The 18,841-nt window shown below is 68.6% G+C and carries 18 protein-coding genes; 8 read left to right on the top strand and 10 right to left on the bottom strand.

Annotated features, from left to right (window positions below):
• Positions 1–73: 73 nt before the first annotated feature.
• Together BMX96_RS01955 and BMX96_RS01960 are read right to left on the bottom strand one after the other, a co-directional pair.
• Positions 74–736, bottom strand: coding sequence for a response regulator (locus BMX96_RS01955; RefSeq protein ID WP_091843704.1), 663 nt, complete (start codon positions 734–736; stop codon positions 74–76).
• 215 nt (positions 737–951) lie between these two features.
• A complete protein-coding gene (locus BMX96_RS01960; protein WP_091843706.1) occupies positions 952–2,721 on the bottom strand; it encodes a PQQ-dependent methanol/ethanol family dehydrogenase in 1,770 nt (589 codons plus the stop codon).
• A gap of 257 nt (positions 2,722–2,978) precedes the next feature.
• On the opposite strand from BMX96_RS01960, the gene BMX96_RS01965 reads away from it, so the two are divergent.
• Together BMX96_RS01965 and BMX96_RS01970 are read left to right on the top strand one after the other, a co-directional pair.
• Positions 2,979–3,953, top strand: a complete 975-nt coding sequence (locus BMX96_RS01965; protein ID WP_091843709.1) for an ABC transporter substrate-binding protein — start codon at positions 2,979–2,981, stop codon at positions 3,951–3,953.
• An 11-nt stretch (positions 3,954–3,964) separates the two neighbouring features.
• Positions 3,965–4,633, top strand: a complete 669-nt coding sequence (locus BMX96_RS01970) for an ABC transporter ATP-binding protein (RefSeq protein WP_236736925.1) — start codon at positions 3,965–3,967, stop codon at positions 4,631–4,633.
• A gap of 36 nt (positions 4,634–4,669) precedes the next feature.
• Here BMX96_RS01970 and BMX96_RS01975 read toward each other — a convergent pair whose 3' ends face one another.
• The 6 genes from BMX96_RS01975 to BMX96_RS02000 form a co-directional block, all read right to left on the bottom strand.
• On the bottom strand, positions 4,670–5,209 hold the full coding sequence (locus BMX96_RS01975) for a tetratricopeptide repeat protein (protein ID WP_091843714.1): 540 nt from the start codon (positions 5,207–5,209) through the stop codon (positions 4,670–4,672).
• Positions 5,210–5,269: 60 nt separating this feature from the next.
• Positions 5,270–6,058 carry an ABC transporter permease gene (locus tag BMX96_RS01980; RefSeq protein WP_073128806.1) on the bottom strand — a complete coding sequence of 263 codons (789 nt, stop codon included), beginning with the start codon at positions 6,056–6,058 and terminating at the stop codon, positions 5,270–5,272.
• A 94-nt stretch (positions 6,059–6,152) separates the two neighbouring features.
• Positions 6,153–6,866, bottom strand: a complete 714-nt coding sequence (locus BMX96_RS01985; protein ID WP_091843717.1) for an ABC transporter ATP-binding protein — start codon at positions 6,864–6,866, stop codon at positions 6,153–6,155.
• Entirely contained in the window at positions 6,863–7,291 is a 429-nt protein-coding gene (locus tag BMX96_RS01990; RefSeq protein ID WP_091843720.1) for a hypothetical protein, read from the bottom strand. The genes BMX96_RS01985 and BMX96_RS01990 overlap by 4 nt, the downstream gene beginning before the upstream one ends.
• An 11-nt stretch (positions 7,292–7,302) precedes the next feature.
• Positions 7,303–8,274, bottom strand: a complete 972-nt coding sequence (locus tag BMX96_RS01995; protein WP_091843722.1) for a YVTN family beta-propeller repeat protein — start codon at positions 8,272–8,274, stop codon at positions 7,303–7,305.
• 75 nt (positions 8,275–8,349) lie between these two features.
• A complete protein-coding gene (locus BMX96_RS02000; protein ID WP_330220626.1) occupies positions 8,350–9,513 on the bottom strand; it encodes an ABC transporter substrate-binding protein in 1,164 nt (387 codons plus the stop codon).
• A gap of 133 nt (positions 9,514–9,646) precedes the next feature.
• Here BMX96_RS02000 and pedF point away from each other — a divergent pair, with 133 nt between their 5' ends.
• The 6 genes from pedF (at position 9,647) to BMX96_RS02030 (ending at position 15,674) form a co-directional block, all read left to right on the top strand.
• Positions 9,647–10,339: a cytochrome c-550 PedF gene (pedF, locus tag BMX96_RS02005; protein WP_091844380.1), complete on the top strand. Its 693-nt coding sequence runs from the start codon at positions 9,647–9,649 to the stop codon at positions 10,337–10,339.
• Positions 10,336–11,238 (top strand): substrate-binding periplasmic protein, encoded by a 903-nt coding sequence (locus tag BMX96_RS02010; RefSeq protein ID WP_091843725.1) that lies wholly within the window; start codon positions 10,336–10,338, stop codon positions 11,236–11,238. Before pedF ends, BMX96_RS02010 begins: the two co-directional genes overlap by 4 nt.
• A gap of 79 nt (positions 11,239–11,317) precedes the next feature.
• A complete protein-coding gene (locus tag BMX96_RS02015) occupies positions 11,318–11,854 on the top strand; it encodes an SRPBCC family protein (RefSeq protein WP_091843728.1) in 537 nt (178 codons plus the stop codon).
• A 35-nt stretch (positions 11,855–11,889) separates the two neighbouring features.
• On the top strand, positions 11,890–12,375 hold the full coding sequence (locus BMX96_RS02020; protein ID WP_073126412.1) for a (2Fe-2S)-binding protein: 486 nt from the start codon (positions 11,890–11,892) through the stop codon (positions 12,373–12,375).
• 69 nt (positions 12,376–12,444) lie between these two features.
• Positions 12,445–14,811 (top strand): xanthine dehydrogenase family protein molybdopterin-binding subunit, encoded by a 2,367-nt coding sequence (locus BMX96_RS02025; RefSeq protein WP_091843731.1) that lies wholly within the window; start codon positions 12,445–12,447, stop codon positions 14,809–14,811.
• 74 nt (positions 14,812–14,885) lie between these two features.
• Positions 14,886–15,674 carry an FAD binding domain-containing protein gene (locus BMX96_RS02030; RefSeq protein ID WP_091843734.1) on the top strand — a complete coding sequence of 263 codons (789 nt, stop codon included), beginning with the start codon at positions 14,886–14,888 and terminating at the stop codon, positions 15,672–15,674.
• Between the two features lie 137 nt (positions 15,675–15,811).
• On the opposite strand, the gene BMX96_RS02035 is transcribed toward BMX96_RS02030, so the two are convergent.
• Both BMX96_RS02035 and BMX96_RS02040 read right to left on the bottom strand, forming a co-directional pair.
• Positions 15,812–16,669 (bottom strand): FAD:protein FMN transferase, encoded by an 858-nt coding sequence (locus tag BMX96_RS02035; RefSeq protein WP_175481633.1) that lies wholly within the window; start codon positions 16,667–16,669, stop codon positions 15,812–15,814.
• Positions 16,666–18,789 carry a 4Fe-4S binding protein gene (locus BMX96_RS02040; protein ID WP_091843739.1) on the bottom strand — a complete coding sequence of 708 codons (2,124 nt, stop codon included), beginning with the start codon at positions 18,787–18,789 and terminating at the stop codon, positions 16,666–16,668. The genes BMX96_RS02035 and BMX96_RS02040 overlap by 4 nt, the downstream gene beginning before the upstream one ends.
• Positions 18,790–18,841: the final 52 nt, after the last annotated feature.

Raw genomic sequence — 18,841 nt, forward strand, 5'->3', positions numbered from 1 at the left:
CCGCTGGGGCGCGCCGTCGCGCTGGATCGAAGCCGTCGCGTCGATGTGTCGTCCTCCCGCGCGAAAGGGTGGATCAGCCGTCCGCGTTTGGCAAGATCGAGGCGAACTTGGCCTGCTGCGCCACCAGCACGGCCTGGGTGCGGCTCTGCACGCCAAGCTTGCGCATGATCGCCGTGACGTGGGCCTTCACCGTGGTCTCGGCGATGGACAGGTCATAGGCGATCTGCTTGTTCAGCTTGCCGTCGCAGATCAGCTCGAGGATGCGGGCCTGCTGCGCGGTCAGCGAGCCCAGGCGCGTCACCGCGTCGGCGCGCCCCTCGGGCTGGGGGCAGGCGACGAAATGGTCGGGCAGGTAGGTCCGGCCCTCGGCGATGGCATCCAGCGCGTTGCGGAATTCCACGTGGGGCGAATGCTTGGGCACGTAGCCCGCCGCGCCGGCCTGGACGGCGGCCGAGATGATGGCGTTTTCCGTCATCGAGGACACCACGATCACCGGCGTGCCGGGCGCGCTGTTGCGGATGCGGATCAGGCCGTCCATGCCGGTCACGTCCGGCAGGTTCAGGTCCAGCACGACGAGGTCGGGCGCCCCGTCCTCGGCGATGATCTCCAGCCCCGATTTCAGGCTCTCGGTGGTCGCCACCGCCTTGAACAACGCGACGTTGCGCAAGGTCAGCTCGAGCGCGTCGCAAAACAGCGGGTGGTCGTCGATGACCAGCGCCCAGCCCGACGCGTCCATCCGCGGGGCGGTCTCGTCGGATCGGGTGTGGTGGGATGGTGCTTGCATGATTTCACGCTAGGCCGGCTTCGCGCCGGATGCACCTGTCAAAAGGTCGATAGGGCGATCTCGGCACCGCCGCGCGCACGCCGTGCGAAAAGGAAAGGGGCGATGCGTTCCGCGACGCACCGCCCCTTGGGATCGTTGGACCGGGCCTTGCGGCCCGGCCGCTTGTCTTATTCGGCCGAGGCCAGCTGCTTCGGCAGCTTGAAGGTCCAGAGAAGACCACCCTGGTTGAGGTAGTTGACCTTCTTGGCGACTTCGCCACCCCAGAGCGGCACCGCGCCGCCCCAGCCCGAGATCACGGTCACGTACTGCTCGCCGTCCTGTTCCCAGGTGACGGGCTGGCCGACGATGCCCGAGCCGGTCTGGAACGACCACAACTCTTCGCCGGTCTCGTCGTCATAGGCGACGAAGCGGCCTTCGGGGGTGCCGGTGAAGACAAGGCCGCCCGCGGTCGCCATCACGCCACCCCAGAGAGGCGCGTCGTTTTTGGCTTCCCAGACCCATTCGCCGGTATTGGGATCGATGGCCTTGAGCGACCCGATATGGTCCTCGTAGTTAGGCTTGATGGTGAAGCCCGAGCCCAGATAGGCCGCGCCCTTCTTGTAGCTGATGGGCTCGTTCCAGATATCCATACCCCATTCGTTCGAGGGCACGTAGAACAGGCCCGTCTTCGGCGAATGCGCCATGGGCATCCAGTTCTTGCCGCCCAGGAACGAGGGCGACGAGAACACGATCTCGCCCTTCCCGCCGTCGGCGGCCTCGGACGGATCGCCGGGGCGGTTGTCTTCGTTGAAGATCGGGCGGCCGGTGTCGTCGATGCCCTCGGCCCAGGTGATGTCCTTCACGAAGGGCGCGGCCGAGACGAAAGCGCCGTCTTCGGCGTTCAGAACGTAGAAGAACCCGTTGCGGTCGGCAGTGGCCAGGCGGTCGTTGCCCTCGGCGTCCTGGAAGGCGACGACCTCGTTCACGCCGTCGTAGTCCCACCCCTCGCGCGGGGTGGACTGGAAGTGCCATTTGATCTCGCCGGTGTCGGGGTCGATCCCCAGCCGCGAGGCGGCATAGAGGTTGTCGCCGGTGTTGCCCTCGGTGGGCTGGCCGGCGCCGCGCAGGTGGCTGTTCCACGGCGCGGGGTTGCCGGTGCCGAAGATCAGCGTGTTGGTGCGCGCGTCGTACGAGCCGCCCAACCAGGTGGCGCCGCCACCCGTCTTCCACATATCGCCCGGCCAGGTGGCGTTCAGCTCGCCCGTCATGGTCGATTCTTCGCCGTTGAGGGTGCCCATGTGGCCCTCGATCACGGGGCGGGTCCAGACCATCTCGCCGGTGTCGGCGTCGCGGGCCTGCACTTCGCCGACGATGCCGAACTCACCGCCCGAGTTGCCGGTCACCACCAGCCCGTCCACGATCAGCGGTGCGGCGGTGTAGGAATAGCCGGCCTTGTAGTCGGCGATCTTGTCGCGCCACACCACGTCGCCGGTCTTCAGGTCCAGCGCCACCAGGCGCGCATCCAGCGTGCCGAAGATGATCTTGTCGTTCCAGATGGCGGCGCCGCGGTTCACCACATCGCAGCAGGGCAGGATGCCCTCGGGCAGGCGCGCGTCGTACTGCCAGATCTCCTCGCCGGTCTTGGCGTCGATGGCGTAGAGGCGCGAGTAGGAGCCGGTGATGTACATGATCCCGTCATGGATCAGCGGCTGGGTTTCCTGGCCGCGCTGCTTCTCGCCGCCCAGGCTGAAGGCGTAGGCGGGCACGAGGTTGGCCACGTTGTCCTTGTTGAGCATGTCTAGCGGCGAATAGCGCTGCAGGTCACGGCCCATGCCGTTGGTCAGCACGTCGCCGCCCGAGGCGGCGTCGCCCGCCAGCATCTCTTCGGTCACGCCCTGGGCGTGCGCGACGCCGGTGGCCAGAAGGCCCGCGGCGACGATGGTAACGAAACGATTCATTGGTGTCCTCCCTGATCGTTTGGGACGCAGACGCATCCCGGTCCGGACACGCTCGCAGTCGGCTCGATCATCGGCAGGCCTCTAGGCCACACATATTGAACAATGGTCGTACGACCCTGGGCGGGCGCGCGGTTGGCACGGAATTTCTTCTTGCGCTCAGTGGTTTGGCCGCGCGCCGCCGGCGCGTTTCGCCTTTGGTCGTATATGGATGCCGGCGCCCGCTGGTATCGTCGCGACAGCCACCCTGGGAGGAGATCATGGGAGTCATCAAGGCATTCGGCGCCGCCGTTCTGGCGGGCGCCCTCGGTACGGTCGCGGCATGGGCCGAGACGCCGACATTGCGCGCCGCGGTCCTGAAGTTCGGCACCGTCAACTGGGAGCTCGACACGATCCAGCACTACGGTCTGGACGCCGAGCAGGGCTTCACGCTCGACGTGCAGGGCGTTGCATCGGGCTCGGCGGGCGAGATCGCGTTCCAGGGCGGCGAGGCCGACGTGATCGTGTCCGACTGGCTCTGGGTGGCGCGGCAGCGCGCGGCGGGCCGCGACTACGTGTTCATTCCGTATTCCAAGGCGGTGGGCGGCGTGCTTGTCCCGGAAGGCTCCGGCGCCATGACGCTGGCGGATCTCGCCGGTGGCAAGATCGGTATCGCGGGCGGCCCGTTGGACAAGTCCTGGTTGATCCTCCAGGCCTACGCGCGGTCCGAGCTGGGCATGGACCTGTCCGGCGAGACCGAGCAGGTCTACGGCGCGCCCCCGCTCATCTACAAGACGGCGACGGGCGGCGACCTGGATGGCGCCATCAACTACTGGCACTTCATGGCCAAGATGGAAGCCGCCGGCATGCGCAAGCTGATCGATATCAGCGACGCGGCCATAGCCCTTGGACTCGACCCCGAGACGCCGCTGCTCGGATATGTGGTGAAGGGCGAGATGTTGCGTGATTCCCCCGAGTTGGTGCGCGGTTTGGCCGCCGCGTCGCGCGCCGCGAAGGACCTGCTGGGCACCGACGACAGCGCGTGGGACCGGCTGCGCGACCGCATGAATGCCGACAACGACGCCGAATTCGCGGCACTGGTCCAGGGCTTTCGCGCGGGTATCCCGGCCGAGGGTCCGGTGGACGAGGCCGCGGCCACGCGCATGCTGTCGCTGATGGCCGAGCTTGGCGGGGACGAGCTGGTGGGCGAGGCGACCGAGCTGCCCGAGGGCACGTTCCTGCAACCCGGCAGCTGATGTCGGCCACCGTGACCGAACTCAGACCGGGCGGTTCCGATCGCCCGGTTCTGCATATCCGGATCAACGGATTGCGGCTGGACGGGCGGCCCGTCCTGGGCGCGATGGAGCTGCGGGTGAAGCGCGGCGAGACGGTGGCGCTGGTCGGCCCGTCGGGCATCGGCAAGACGACGCTGCTGCGCGCCGTGGCCGGGCTGCAACGCGGGGCCGAGGGGCATATCGACGCCCCCGCGCGGACCGCGATGATCTTCCAGGAGCCCACCTTGCTGCCCTGGCGCACGCTGACCGACAACCTGCGGGTCACGACCGGGATTGATGCGGGCGCGGCCGACAAGCTGCTCGCCGAAATCGGGCTGGGCGGGCGCGGGGATGCTTTTCCGGGCCAGCTGTCGCTGGGCCAGCAACGCCGGATGGCGCTGGCCCGCGCCTTTGCCACGCGGCCCGAGCTGTTGCTGATGGACGAACCCTTCGTGTCGCTCGATCCCGGACTGGTGGACGAGATGATGGGCCTGTTCCTGCGCCTGCGCGCCGAGACTCAGGCCACCACGCTGTTCGTGACCCATGTGCGGGACGAGGCGGCGCGTCTGGCCAGCCGGATCGTCACGCTGGGCGGGCCGCCTGCGACGGTGGTCGACGACGCGCCCAACCGGGCCGGACCCAAGGGGGTGGGATACTGCTGACCTGCGGATCGATCCCGCCCGTGCCGTTGCGGCGGCTCAGAACAGCGGCGCGAACCGCCACTCGTCCGCGTCTGGCGTGACCGCGTTCGGGTCGTAGTCCGCCGCCTGAAGGCGCTTGGCGATATCCAGACCGTCGCGCGCGGCGGCATCGACCATGCGGCGGCCTTCCTCGGCGTCCTTGGCGATGCCGTGGCCGCGCAGCAGGTTCATGCCGTGGTTGAACTTGCCCACCGGGTCGCCCAGGTCCGCGGCACGCCGGTCCCACGCGGCACTCGCGTCGGGGTCGTAGTCGCCGCCCAGCCCGTTGTTGTCCAGCTGGCTCATCCACGTCATCGCGCCGGGATAGCCCGCCTCGGCGCAGCGCTCGAAAATCGCGCGGGCCGTGGCGTGGTCGCCGGACTTCGTCATCATGTAGCCCGACGCGCACAGGGTCATCGAGGTCTCGCCCCGCGCCGCGCGATCACGCATGGATTGCCACGTCATCTCGTCTGGATTGAGGGTGCCCAACGGATCGTCCTCGGCCAGGGCGGGCAAGGCGATCAGGCAGGCGATGGTGCAGGACAGGATCTGTTTCATGGGTCCACACCTAGCACGATCGTCCCGGCGCACCCATCGCGCCATGGTCGTAGACCGGGATCAGGCGCGCTTGCGGATCAGGCCGCGGGCCGGGTCGTATCCCCAGATCGCCAGGGCCCCGAAGGCCAGCGTGGCCAGCGTGACCCAAAGCAGCGCCCAGGGCTCGAGCCGCAGATACAGCGCGAAGCGGATCAGCTCGACCGCGTGGGTGAAGGGGTTCACCGCGCAGATGTCGTGCAGGAGTTCGGAAGATTCCGCCATCTTCCAAAGGGGATAGAGGGCGGAGCTGAGAAAGAACATCGGGAAGATCACGAAGTTCATCACGCCCGCGAAATTCTCGAGCTGGCGGATGAAGGACGACAAGGCCAGCCCCAGGGCGCCCAGCATCAGGCCCGCCAGCGCAAGCGCGGGCAGCACCGTGACATAGCCCCAGCCCGGCACGGTGATGCCGAACAGCGCGGCGATGGCGAGGAAGGCGTAGACCTGCAGGATCGAGATCGCGGTGGCGCCCGCCAGCTTCGACAGCAAGAGCCACCAGCGCGGCAGCGGTGCGGTCAGCAACAGCCGCATGGACCCCATCTCGCGGTCGTAGACGAGGCTCAGCGCGCTCTGCATCCCGTTGAACAGCAGGATCATGCCGCACAGGCCCGGCACGATATAGGTCTCGTAGGTGATGTAGGTCTGGTAGGGCGGGATGATGCTGAGCCCCAGTGCGGCGCGGAACCCGGCCGCGAAGACCAGCAGCCACACGAGTGGACGCACCAGCGCGGCGAGGAACCGCTCGCGCTGGTGGACGAAGCGCAGGGCCTCGCGCGCGACGATCGCCCTGAAGGCGGTGAGCCAGCTCATGGGTGTCCGGCCGACGAGGGGGGCCGCTCGCCCCCCGCGCTGCGCGCCCCCCCGAGAGGTATTTGGGGAAAGATGAAGGGGCGGGCGGCGCGGATCATGCGGCCACCCTGGTCAGGGTGAGGAACGTGTCGGAAAGGTTTGATCCTGCGGTGATTTCGGCGGCGCGGCCGTCGCGCAGGATGCGCCCCCGGTGCAGGATCAGGAGATGGTCGTCGGCGCGCACCTCGTCCGTCAGGTGGGTGGCCCAGAGGACGGTCAACCCGTCGCCGCAGAGGTCGTGGACGTGGTCGGTGATGGCGCTGCGGCTGGCGGCATCGAGGCCCACGGTGGGTTCGTCCAGCAGCAGCACGCGGGGCCGGTGGACCAAGGCGCGCGCGATCTCGGCCCGGCGGCGGTGGCCGCCGTTGAGGGCCCGCGCCCGCTCGCCCGCCCGTGCCCGCATGTCCAGCCGGTCGAGCGCGGCGTCGATCCTTGTGTCGGCCTCGCGTCCCGAGATCCCGTGCAGCGCCGCGAAATAGCGCAGGTTCTGCCGCACGGTCAGGTCCAGGTCGAGCGTCGTCTGCTGGAACACGATGCCCATGGCCCCCAGCGCCCGGCGCGGCGCGGTGTCGAGGTCGTGCCCCGCCATCGTGATCCGGCCGCCGGCGGTCGTGAAAAGCCGCGTCAGCAGGCCGAACAGCGTGGATTTTCCTGCCCCGTTCGGGCCCAGAAGGGCGCAGAATCGGCCCGCCGGAATGTCGAAGGACACCCCGTCCAGCGCCTGCCGCGCGCCGTAGGAGAAGCTCAGATCCGCGACCGACAGGCTCATTGGATGGTAATCTCGACCCTCTGGGTTTCGCCCTCGGTTCCGGGGATCGCCAGCGCGTAGCTGCCGGGCTTGATCGCGATGAAGCCGATTTCCATGGTGCCGGCCTCGTCGAATTCGACCGAATCAAGCCCCAGTGGCCGGATTTCCAGCCCGTTGATGACGATCTCGTCGATCCAGATGGCGCGAAAGAAGGCGGCGCCGGCCAGCGCCAGTTCCTGGCTGCCGTCCGCCTGGATCTCGATCTCGTAATAGGTGCCGGATTGCAGCGTCAGAGGACCGTCCGACACGGGCTGGCCGGCGGCAAGCGTCAGGGGCGGAAGGTCCTCTTTGTTGCCCGCGCTCAGGAGGCCGGCGAAGCCGAGATCGTGGGCGATGGCGGGGCCGGCGGCCAGCACCAGGGCAAGGGGCAGGGCGCGAAAGCGCATGTACGGTCCTTTCAGTTGGTGGGGCGGAAGGCGGCACCCCAGGGGAAGCGACCCACCTTGATGGTCTTCTCGGCCGTGCGCGAGGCCACGTCGACGACGGTCACGTCGCCCGACAGCCCGTTGGTGGTGAAAAGCTTGCTGCGGTCCGCGTTGAACGCCATGTGCCAGACCCGGCGGCCCACCAGGATGTAGTCCTCGACCTCGTAGGTCTCGGCATTGACCACGGCCAGGTGGTTCGATGGCCCCAGCGCGACGAAGGCGATCTCGTCTCCGTTGGTGAATTCGAACCCCACGGGTTGCACGCGGTCGGGATGGATGTTGGGCAGGTCGAAATCGATCTTCGCCTTCTCGGACTGCGTTTCGACGTCGAACACGGTGATGGTGCCGCCGATTTCCGAACTGACCCACAGCTCGGTTCCGTCCTTCACGAACTCGGCGTGGCGGGGGCGGCTGTCGACCAGCGTGTTGGCGAAAAGCTCCTGCGTCTCGGTGTCGATCCAGTGCGCCATGTTGGTGGTCTCGGACGTGGTGATGGCGATGGTGCCGTCGGGGCTGACCGCCATGCCTTCGGGCTCGATTCCGACGTCGATCTGGGCCACGACCTCGCGCGAGACGGTGTCGACCACGGTGGTGATCGCGTCGTCCTCGTTCGCGATGTAAAGGTGCCGGTTGTCGGGGTGCAGCACGAATTGCTCGGGGTCCTCGCCCGAGGGCAGGTCGTGCAGGATCTCGCCGGTTTCCGGGTCCATGACCTGCACCGCGTCACTGTCGGACGCGCAGATATAGACCACGCTGTGATCCTTGGCGAAGGTGATGCCGCGCGGGCGTTCGCCGGTGGGAATGGTACGCGTGACTTCGAGCGTCTCGATGTCGATGACCGAGATCGTGTCGTCGAATTCATTTGTCACCCAGATCTCGTCGGCCTGTGCGGGCAGGGCGACTGCCAGGGCGAGCGCGCTGGTGGCAAGGGTGGTTCGGATCATCGGCGTGTGTCTTTCTTGTTGCCGGGGAGGGGGTGCTGTCCCCGCTCGGGTATTACCGGACCGGCGAAGTTGGGTTCATTCGGAGAAGTCGGTGCATTGGGTTTCGGGGGCGTCGCGGCCCAGCGTGTCGAGTTCGGTCACCGGATGCAAAAAGCCTTCGAGCGGGGCTTGCGCCACCAATCCACGGGGATGGACCAGCGGGATCGGCTGGCGCATCTGGCCGTTCCACGCGCGGAAGCTGAGAGGGCGGCCAAGGAAGCCGCCGAGCTCGAAATCCGGGCCCAGGATGTAGTCGCGCAGTGCCTCCGGCTCGGCTGAACCAGTGCGCGTGGCGGCTTCGCCGAGGGTCCGGATGGCAGCCCAGGCGGCATAGTCGCGCGGCTGCATGGCGCGGCCCGCGATCTCGAGGAAGCGGTTCTGCAACTGCCGCGCGCCCCACTGCTCGACCACCGGGTGCCAGCCCGTGGGCACCAAGCCTTCCGAGCCCACGATCGGCCGCGGCTCCCACGTGTTGTACAGCATGTAGCGGGCGAAGTCGTGGATCTCGTCGGCGACGATCAGTGCATCGTAGCGGCCGAACTCCTGCGTGAAGAGCGGCATCTCGGTCGTGGCGGCGCGGCGGATATCGGTGTCGTAGCGCCAGTCCTTCCTGTCGCCGACGCGCAGCCCGAATTTTCGCAGCGATTGCTCGATGCTGGCCGCGAAGGCCTGGTCCGCCGGGTCGCCGCCCGTCACCATCGGCAGCTCGTCCCATCGCCGCAGCACCAGGAACTGCGCCAGCGCGTCGGTGCGCATGGCCGTGGAGGGCAGGGCGTGCAGCATGTTGGCGCGGCAGTCACCCTCGCGCAGGCGATTGTCCGGCGCGGCAACGTTGAAAACCAGCGCGTCGGCGGCGGCGGGCAAGTCCGTGACCGACAGAAGCGCGTCGGCGGGCGCGTCGACCAACAGCAGGTCCGTCCGCTCCAGCAGCGGCCCGGCGGCGGCCGCGATGTCCTCGCCCGGCGCGATGTCGACGAGGTCGAGCGCGTAGGTCTGGCCGGTGAAGCGGCCGGTCGTGGCGTTGTCCTCGATCCCCAGCCGCGCGCCGGCGATGCCCAGGTCCGGCGGCGGCAGGTCCAGGTCCGACACGGTGGGCGGCGGCGTTTCCTGCAGCCGCAGGTAGCCGATGGTCAGGTCCTGCGCCCATGCCGGCGCGGCAAGAAGGGCGAGGGATACGGCCAATGAACGAAATTTCATCATCCGCTCAGCGTATGGTGCGCCGCGGGTCGGGGAATTCGACTTTGGTGCAGGCAGGCGAAGGTCGCATGGAGCGGATGCGTCCGCTGCAGTAGCCATGGTGCCAACGCAGACCATGCAAGTGGAGGAGCAGATCATGCGGACCACATCGAAATTCGCCGTGGCGCTGACCGCCTTGGGGCTGGCCACCATGGCGTACGGCCACGGGGATGTCGCCCCGCAGGCCGTGGACACCGCCGGCCTGCCCGAGGTGGGCGAGGAATGGCTGACCGAGAACCCCTATCGCGTGGACGCGGCGGGCGAGGAGGTCTGGTTCAAGGCCATCCAGATCGGCGATTCGGGCTACAACCAGAACTGCGCCCGCTGCCACGGCCTGGGCGCCGTGTCGGGCGGGCTGGCGCCGGACCTGCGGTATCTCGAGGCCGAGGAATACGGCGACGAATGGTATGTCGAACGCTTCCGCCACGGGTACACCCAGAACGGCACCACCAAGATGCCGGCCTTCGGCGAGCTTCTGGGCCAGGAGGCCGCCTGGGCCATCCGCACCTATATCGAGACCCGGCCCGACGGCGAACAGGTGGCCGAGCACTCGGACGCGCTGCGCAGCATCCGCGACCAGCTTGCGGCCTGGGCCGAGGGCAACGGCGACGCGGATCCCGACGCGGCCAAGGCCGAGCTCGACGCCATCGCGGCGGATATAGAGACCCTGTCCTATGCACCGGTGGCCGACTCGATCGCCTGGCGCGCGAGCCGCCAGATCGACGGCACCGACGCCGGCTACAGCACCGCCGCCGACACACTGACCGTCGGCCTGTCCGCCGCGCAATGAGCCTGCGCGCCGTCCTTGCGGCGGGACTGATCTGCCTTGGGCTGTCGCTGCCGGCGGCGGCCCAGGACCCCTGCGCCGATTACGTCCCGCAGCCCAAGCCGCAGAATACGGGCCGGGACGAGGTCGGTCAGGACCTCGAGACGATCATGGAGCGCGGGTTCATGACCTTCGCGCTCTACGAGGATTACCCGCCCTACAGTTGGGAAGAGGGCGGCCAGCCCCGCGGCGTCGATGTCGAGATCGCCAGGCTGATCGCCGAATACGTGGGCGTCGACCCGCAGTTCCGCTTCGTCGCGGCGGGCGAGAACCTGGACGCCGACCTGCGCAACAATGTCTGGAAGGGTGGCATCGTCGGCGGGGCGGTGTCGAACGTGATGATGCGCGTGCCTTACGACAGCGCCTTCGCCTGCCGCCACGAGCAGGTCGTCTTCACCGGGCAGTACAGCGTCGAGCGCGTGGCCATCGCCTATCGCGAGGCGGAATATCCCGAGGAAAAGCCGGTGCCGGCCTATTTCCGCTTCGACACCGTGGCCGTCGAGAACGACTCGATCTCCGACTTCTACCTGTCGGCCTTCGCCGGCGGGCAACTGGCCCAGGGCGTGCGCCGCTTTCCCGACATGGAGGCCGCGATGGATGCCCTGGCGGCGGGCGAGACGATGGCCGCCATGGGGCCGCGCGGACAGCTGGAATGGGGCCTGGCCGACGGGCTCGGGCTGCACGAGCCGCCCCTGCCGGGCCTCGCGGTCGGCGACTGGACGCTGGGCGTGGCGGTGAACTTCCGCTTCCGGCCGCTTGCCTATACGGTTGACGACGCCATCCGCGACGGGCTGCAATCGGGCGCGATCGCCGGGATCTACGAGTCTTACGGGCTGAGCCTCGAGACGCCCGCCTACCGCTGAGCGCGGAAATTGGCCATTGGTCCTATAGGCGGGGCCGGGCGCCGCGCCTAGCGTAACCAACATAAAGGGAGACCCACCCATGGAAATGACCGGAAGCCGCACGATCGAGGCGCCACGCGACGCGGTGTGGGACGCGCTTCTCGACCCCGAGGTGCTGAAGCAATGCGTGCCGGGCTGCACCGAGATGTCGGGCAACGCCGACGAGGGCTTCGAGGCCACGGTGGTGCAGAAGGTCGGCCCGGTGAAGGCGACCTTCAAGGGGGCCGTGACGCTGGACGACAAGGTGCGCCCCGAAAGCCTGACCATCTCGGGCGAGGGCAAGGGCGGCGCGGCGGGCTTCGCCAAGGGCGGCGCCGATGTCACCCTGCGCGAAGAAGGTGACGCCACGGTGCTGGACTACCGGGTCGAGGCCAAGGTGGGCGGCAAGCTCGCCCAGCTGGGCAGCCGCATCATCGACAGCTTCGCCGCCAAGATGGCGGACCAGTTCTTCAACAGCTTCAAGGAGGCGGTCGAAGGCCCCTCGGCGCCCGAGGGCGAAGGCGACGATGCCGCCGCGCCCGTGGAGGCGCAGAAAGAGAAAAAAGGTTGGTTCGGCCGAAAGAAGGCCGCAACCTGACCGCGACGATCATCGGACCATCCAGGGAGAAAGACATGAATTCCATCAAGCTGCGCGTGAACGGCAAGGAGGTGACCGGCCAGGTCGAGGGCCGGACCCTTCTGGTCGACTTCCTGCGCAAGGACCTGCGCCTGACCGGCACCCACGTGGGCTGCGACACCACCCAGTGCGGTGCCTGCGTGGTGCACGTGAACGGCGAGCCGGTGAAGGCCTGCGCGATGCTGGCGGCCGAGGCCGACGGCGCCGAGGTCGCCACGATCGAGGGCCAGGCCAATGCCGACGGTTCGCTGTCGGTGGTCCAGCAGGCGTTCCAGGACCACCACGGCCTGCAATGCGGCTTCTGCACGCCGGGCATGGTGATGGCGGCGACCGCGCTGCTGAAGGAGAACCCCAAGCCCTCCGAGGCCGAGATCCGCGAATACCTGGACGGCAATATCTGCCGCTGCACCGGGTACCACAACATCGTGAAATCCATCATGGCGGCCTCCGGTCAGGACGTGCCCGCCATGGCGGCCGAGTAATCCAGAACATCGTTTCAGGGGCCGGGATGTCGCGACGCGAGATCTGACCCCGCAGGGAGGAGATTCCACATGCCCAAAGACGGCGGCATCGGCAGCAGCACCAAACGGCGCGAGGACGTACGCTTCCTCAGCGGCACGGGGCGCTATACCGACGACATCAACCTGCACGGCCAGCTCTACGCGCATTTCGTGCGCTCGGACGTGGCCCACGGCAAGATCAACGGCATCAACGCGGACGCGGCCATGGCCATGCCCGGTGTGGTGCGCGTGTTCACCGCGAAGGATTTCGAAGGCGTGGGCGGCGTGCCCTGCGGCTGGCAGATCACGTCCATCGACGGCAGCCCCATGCAGGAGCCCAAGCACCCCGTCCTGGCCGAGGGCAAGGTGCGCCACGTGGGCGACCCGATCGCCGTGGTCGTGGCCGAAAGCCTGGGCCAGGCCCGCGACGCGGCCGACGCGCTCGAGATCGATATCGAGATGCTGCCGGCGGTCATGGACATGAAGGAAGCCGTCAAGGATGGCGCGCCCAAGGTGCATGACGACCTGAGCTCGAACCTCTGCTACGACTGGGGCTTCGTCGAGGACAACAAGGATGCCGTCGCCAAGGCCATCGCCGATGCCGACCACGTCACCACGCTGGAGCTGGTCAACAACCGCCTCGTCGCCAACCCGATGGAGCCGCGCGTGGCCGTCGGCGACTACGACATGGCCAATGACGAGCACACGCTCTACACCACGTCGCAGAACCCGCACGTGATCCGCCTGCTGATGGGCGCCTTCGTGCTGGGCATCCCCGAGCACAAGCTGCGCGTGGTCGCCCCCGACGTGGGCGGCGGTTTCGGCGCCAAGATCTTCCACTACGCCGAGGAAGCGTTCTGCACCTTCGCGGCCAAGCAGCTGCGCCGCCCGGTCAAGTGGACGTCCTCGCGCTCGGAAGCGTTCATGTCCGACGCCCACGGTCGCGACCACGTGACCAAGATCGAACTGGCGATGGACAAGGACAACAACTTCACCGCCATCCGGACGGAAACCTACGCCAACATGGGCGCCTACCTGTCCACCTTCGCCCCGTCGGTCCCCACCTGGCTGCACGGCACGCTGATGGCCGGCAACTACAAGACGCCGCTGATCTACGTGAACGTGAAGGCCGTCTTCACCAACACGGTGCCGGTCGACGCCTACCGCGGCGCGGGCCGCCCCGAGGCGACGTTCCAGCTGGAGCGGGTGATCGACAAGGCGGCGCGCGAGCGCGGGGTCAGCCCCATCGAGCTGCGGCGCCAGAACTTCATCACCGAGTTCCCCTATGCCACGCCCGTGGCGGTGGAATACGACACCGGTGACTACCACGCGACCATGGACCGCGTGCTCGAGATGGCCGATCACGCCGGCTTCGAGGCGCGCGCCGCGGAAAGCAAGAAGAACGGCAAGCTGCGCGGCTTCGGCATCGCCCACTACATCGAGGCCTGCGGCATCGCGCCGTCGAACCTCGTGGGTCAGCTGGGCGCCCGGGCGGGTCTCTACGAATCCGCCACCGTCCGGGTGAACGCCACCGGGTCGATCAGCGTGATGACCGGCAGCCACAGCCACGGGCAGGGGCACGAGACCTCGTTCGCACAGGTGGTGTCCGAGATGATCGGCATCGACGCCACGCAGGTCGACATCGTCCACGGCGACACCTCGAAGACGCCCATGGGCATGGGCACCTACGGCTCGCGCTCGATCGCGGTCGGCGGCTCGGCCATGGTCCGCGCCACCGAGAAGATCATCGCCAAGGCCAAGAAGATCGCGGCCCACCTGATGGAGGCCAGCGAGGGCGATATCGAGCTGAAGGACGGCCAGTTCACCGTCGCGGGCACCGACAAGTCGGTCGCCTGGGGCGACGTGACGCTGGCGGCCTACGTGCCCCACAACTACCCGCTGGAGGACATCGAGCCGGGGCTGGAGGAAACCGCGTTCTACGATCCGGCGAACTTCACCTATCCGAGCGGTGGCTATGCCTGCGAGGTTGAGGTCGACCCGGACACTGGCAAGGTCGACGTGCTGTCCTTCTCGGCCGCGGACGATTTCGGCAACGTCATCAACCCGATGATCGTCGAAGGCCAGGTCCATGGCGGTGTGGCGCAGGGCTTCGGCCAGGCGATGATGGAAAACTGCGCCTACGACGCGGACGGACAGCTGATCTCGGCCAGCTACATGGACTATGCCATGCCGCGCGCGACCGATCTGCCGATGTTCAAGGTGGACCATTCCTGCCAGACGCCCTGCACCCACAACCCGCTGGGCGTGAAGGGCTGCGGCGAGGCCGGTGCCATCGGCTCGCCCCCGGCCTTCGTCAACGCGGTCATCGACGCGCTGCACCGGGGCGGCCACAAGGTCGAGCACATCAACATGCCGCTGACCCCCGACCGGGTCTGGACCGCCATCCAGAACAGCTGAGGTCCAGGAACTGAAGGCGGACCCCCGCGCGTGACCCGCGCGGGGGCAACCCGACCCAACAGGAGACAGAGAGAATGCAGAATTTCGAATTCGTCCGGCCCACCAGCGTTGCCGACGCGGTCGCGGCCCTGAAGGGCGACGAGGCGCAGCCCATGTCGGGCGGCCAGACCTTGATGCCCACCATGAAGGCCCGGCTTGCCGCGCCCGAGATCCTGGTGAGCCTGACCGCCATCGACGAGATGAAGGGCGTCCGCAAGGACGGCGACCAGATCTGGATCGGCGGCGGCACCACCCACGCCACCGTCGCGCGCGAGACCGCCGAAAGCTTCCCGGCGCTGTCGTCGCTGGCGGGACGCATCGGTGATCCCAGCGTGCGATCGCGCGGCACCATCGGCGGGTCCATCGCCAACAACGATCCCTCGGCCTGCTACCCGGCGGGCGCACTGGGGTCGGGCGCCACCATCGTCACCGACCGCCGCGAAATCGCGGCCGACGACTTCTTCCAGGGCATGTTCATGACCGCGCTGGACGAGGGCGAGATCGTCACGGCAGTGAAGTTCCCGGTGCCGCAAAGGGCGATCTACCAGAAGTTCATCCAGCCCGCGTCGCGCTTCCCGCTGACGGCCGTGTTCGTCGCCCATTTCGGCGACGATGTCCGCGTGGCCGTCACCGGCGCGTCCTCGGACGGCGTCTTCCGCTGGACCGAGGCCGAGGAGGCGCTGAAAGGCAACTTCAGCGCCGACGCGGTGTCGGGGCTGAGCGTGTCGGCCGACACGATGATCTCGGACCTGCACGGCTCGGGCGCCTACCGCGCGCAGCTGACCAAGGTCATGACCCAGCGCGCGGTGTCCGCGCTGGCCTGATCCCAGGGGTGAGACAGGATCGGGCGCCCCGCTGGAAACGGCGGGGCGTTTTGCGTTGCGCCCACATGTGAACGGCGCACGGGTCGGCAGCGGATCGCCGAGTATTTGAAGACCAGTGATGCGAGGGGCGTGGCGCGTCAGATCCGGCGGTGGCGGCCGTTGGCATCGACCGTGTGGATGGCCGTGGCGCCGGCGCCTTCCAGCAGACCGGGAAGCTCCCCGGGCGCCATGAACAGCGCGGCAGTCGACAGGGCGTCGGCCAGGGTGGCGTCCGGCGCCTCGACCGACACCGTGGCGTGGCGGGACGCCCTGCCATCGGGCGCGATCAGGTGCGGCGCCGCGCTGGTGGTGGCGATGGCGCCACCGGTGAGGGTCGTCCGGGCGACGAGGCCGGCGGCGGGGTCGGCGATGCCCAGCTGCCAGGGGCCGCCAAGCGCCGCGAATTCCCCCATGTTGACCAGGATCTCGCCCAGGCCCAGCGCGGCGAGACGCGCGCGCACCCTGTCGGTGGCGAAGCCCTGGGCGATGCCGTTGAAGGTCAGCGACTGGCCCCGCCGCAAGGCCACGGTCCCGGGCGCGCGATGGACGCGGTGCCACCCCACCGCGGCACGTGCGGGCGCCGGGTCGCGGCCTTGCGCCAGGGCCGCCCAGACGGCTTGCACGGTCGGGTCGAACAGGCCGCCGGTCAGCGCGTGCGCGCGGTCCACCTGCTGCGCGAGCTCGGTGAACAGGGGCGAGGGCCGCAAGATGCGCGAGGTGTTCAGCTGCACGAGTTCGCTGTCCTCGCGGTAGAAGCTGAAGGCCCGTTCGACGGTCTCGATCTCCTCGCGTGCGGCGGCGATGGCGTCGCGGGCCAGCGCGGGGGGCGCGCGCAGGGTCATCGACAGTTCGGCCCCCAGCCCGAAGCCGCGCCAACGGGTCTCGGGCCAGGCCGGGGTCGCGGCGGGCGCGGCCAGCGCCGCGGCGCTGAGGGCGAGGAAGCGGCGGCGTCTCATTCGGCGGGCACCGGGCCGGCATTGGGGTGGGCGGCGGTCGCGCGGGCCCGCCGCTTGGCGTCCACGATCAGCGGCACGCATTGGCGCGGGTCGTCGTGGATCGTCACGCAGTCGAGGCATTGGAAGCATTCGGAATAATCCACGCGGCCCGATTTCTCGATGCTGCCATAGCGGCATTTCACGCGGCAGAGCTGGCAGGGCGAGCCGCATTCCGCCCGCCGCGCGATCCAGTCGCGTCCGCGCAGGACGCCGCCGATGGCCATGAGCGCGCCCAGCGGGCAGACATAGCGGCAGAACCCCTTGAAGAGCGTCATGGACAGCACCAGCCAGAAGACGGCGTAGGCCACGTAGTACCATTCGCGCACGAAGAAGGTGGTGATCGCGGTCTTGAACGGCTCGACCTCGGCGGCCTTGTCGATGCGGGCGGGCGCGGTGAAGACGACGACCACCAGCGCCAGCAGCACCGCGTATTTCAGCCATTTCAGCCGCGCGTCCCACCGCGCCGACGGCTCGACCTGCGGCACGCGCAACAGGCGGCCCAGATGCGCGGCGAACTCCTGCAACGCGCCGAAGGGGCAGAGCCACCCGCAGAACAGGCCGCGCCCCCAGGCCACCAGCCCGGCGATGGCCACGGCCCAGATCACCAGCGAGAAGGGGTCGTAGGCCAGGAACATGAAACTGCCGCCCTCGACGCCCGCGCGCAGCACGCCCATGGCCGTGACGATCGACAGCTGCCCCTGTCCCCACCAGCCGATGAAGACCGTGACGAAGGCCAGGATACCCAAGCGGATCGCCGTGAAGTGGCGATGCCCGGCCAGCCGGTTCATCGCCCCGCCCAGCAGCATCAGCAGCAGCGTGAGGAACAGACCCAGCACGACCAGATCGGGCGCACGGGTCTTCAGCGCCTCGAGCCAGGGCGGCGCGGGCTTGCGCAGCTCGGGCCGGGTGAAGAAGCGTTCGGGCGTCGATTGCGTGCTGCTGAGCGTGACGGATCCCACCTCGGGCTTGAACATGCCGTGTTCGCGCACCGCCTTCACGTTCAGCGTCCAGTCCGACGCGGGGTCGAAGCCCAGCCGCCGGTCGGTGCGCAGGATCAGGGCGGATCCGAAATCCACCGCGTCGTGCAGCGCGTCCGGCACGTCGTCGGCCAGCGAGAACAGCAGGTCCGCGTCGCGCAGCGCCACCGGGAAGCCGCCCTGCTCGGCGCTGATCCAGTCGGGCGACGTATTGCGCGTAAACCCGTCAGAAACGAGGCCGTGGCGCGCGGTCTCGGCCACGAGGATCGGCTCGTCGTCGTTCGAGATCTCGAGGAAGGACTGCAGCGCCGCGAAGCCATCCTCGGACAGCACGGCGCGGGCGATGGCGGGCGGGCCGAGGTCGACCACCCACAGGTCCATGTAGGGCGCGTCGGGGTCGTCGCGCGCGGCGGGGTCGTCATCCGCCCAGACGGTGCCCGCGAATTCCGCGTCGATCTCGGCATTCGTCACCGTCAGGCGCCGCACGATGCCCTGGTCGACCAGGTCGGCCCAGCTCAGCGCCTCGTCATGGGTCGGGTCGGGATAGGCGGGCGGGCCGCTGCTGATCCCGCCCATCTTCTCGCGCGCGACCTGCAGCGTGGCGGCCAGAAGCGACTCGTGCGCGATCCGGACCGAGGCGGTGGCCTTGGTCACCCCGTCCAGGTAGACCAGCGCGCTGCTCTCGTCCGCCTCGCCGTAGGGGTTGCCCACCACCAGCGTGTCCGAGATCGACAGGCCGCGGTACTGGTCGAAGAAATCGTAGAACAGGTGCTCGGGCAGGCCCGAGACGAAGATCGGCTCGTTATGGTCCAGAAGCCGGACGTCCAGGAACCGGCCGTCGAGATCCAGCACCACCAGCACGTTCACCGGTGCACCGGAGAAGCCGGGCAGGGGGGCCATGGGCCGCGTCTCAAACACGTAGCCCGCCGCCGCGCCGCCCGAGTTCAGAAGGCTGTAGACCCCCTGGTCGTTCAGCGCCGGGCCCAGCTCCATGGGCGCGCGGATATGGGCGGCGATCTCGTCGCGCGGCGTGACCTCGGCGCGGGCGGCATGGGCCGCCACGGCCAGAGCAAGGGCAAGGATCAGTGACAGCACCCGCGACATGCGCCAACGCTACGTCCGCGCCGCGCGCGGTCCCATGCGACGAAGGTCGGGA

The sequence above is a fragment of the Palleronia pelagia genome (assembly GCF_900110115.1).
Classification (GTDB): domain Bacteria; phylum Pseudomonadota; class Alphaproteobacteria; order Rhodobacterales; family Rhodobacteraceae; genus Palleronia; species Palleronia pelagia.